At 45.6% G+C, this 919-nt stretch carries 1 protein-coding gene; it reads right to left on the reverse strand.

Annotated features, from left to right (window positions below):
* Positions 1-36: 36 nt before the first annotated feature.
* Positions 37-919, reverse strand: an 883-nt coding sequence (gene hflK / locus R7E78_RS25100) for an FtsH protease activity modulator HflK (protein WP_318058469.1), incomplete at its 5' end; no start/stop codon positions are given.

The raw sequence follows: 919 nt of genomic DNA on the forward strand, positions 1-919 counted from the left end.
CGATTACCAGTACAGGGATCATTAACTTACGCATTCTTAGTATCTCCCTTGACGTGAACCTGTTGAACGAGACTGCGTGTTCGATGTTTCTTCTTGTGTACGCTCAGACTCTAGTTGAATGTGATCGTAGGTTGAAGAAGATTTCGATTTACGTTTAGTGTCTGTTTGGCCTTCTTGACCTGCCAATTTATCGATTGGTAGGTACAAAAGGTTGCCGCTTGATTCAGAGTCAATCAACACTTTAGATGTGTTGGTGTAAACCTCTTCCATCGCGTCAATGTACAGACGGTCACGTGTTACGCCAGGAGCCGCTTGGTATTCAGGTAGTAGTTTTTCAAACTGTGCTACTTGACCCAATGCTTCGTTAGTTACACGCTCGTTGTAACCTTGAGCTTCTTTCTTCAAACGTTCAGCACGACCCGTTGCCTTCGGCAAGATTTCGTTCTTGTAAGCTTCTGCTTCACGGATGAAACGCTCTTCATCCTCACGCGCAGCAATCGCGTCATCAAACGCATCTTTTACTTGCTCTGGCGGACGTGCAGACTGGAAGTTCACGTCAACAATCACCAGACCCATATCATAGCTATCGATGATTTGGTTTAGTGTTTCTTGAGTGCTTTGACGAATTTGCTGACGACCACTGGTTAGAATGCTATCCATTAGTGAATCACCAATTACCGCACGTAGCGCAGAGTCTGTTGCTTGACGCAAGCTATCATCTGCATTGGTCACGCGGTATAGGTATTTGTATGGGTCAGCAACTCGGTATTGAACGTCCATTGCAACCGTTACTACGTTTTCATCTTTCGTCAGCATTAGACCAGATGCACGTAGTGAGCGAATCGCTTGTACGTTAACCGCTTCGTATTCATCAATAAAACGAGGACGCCAGTTAAGGCCTGGGTCTACGATACGATCG

It is taken from the genome of Vibrio sp. YT-19(2023) (genome assembly GCF_033337395.1).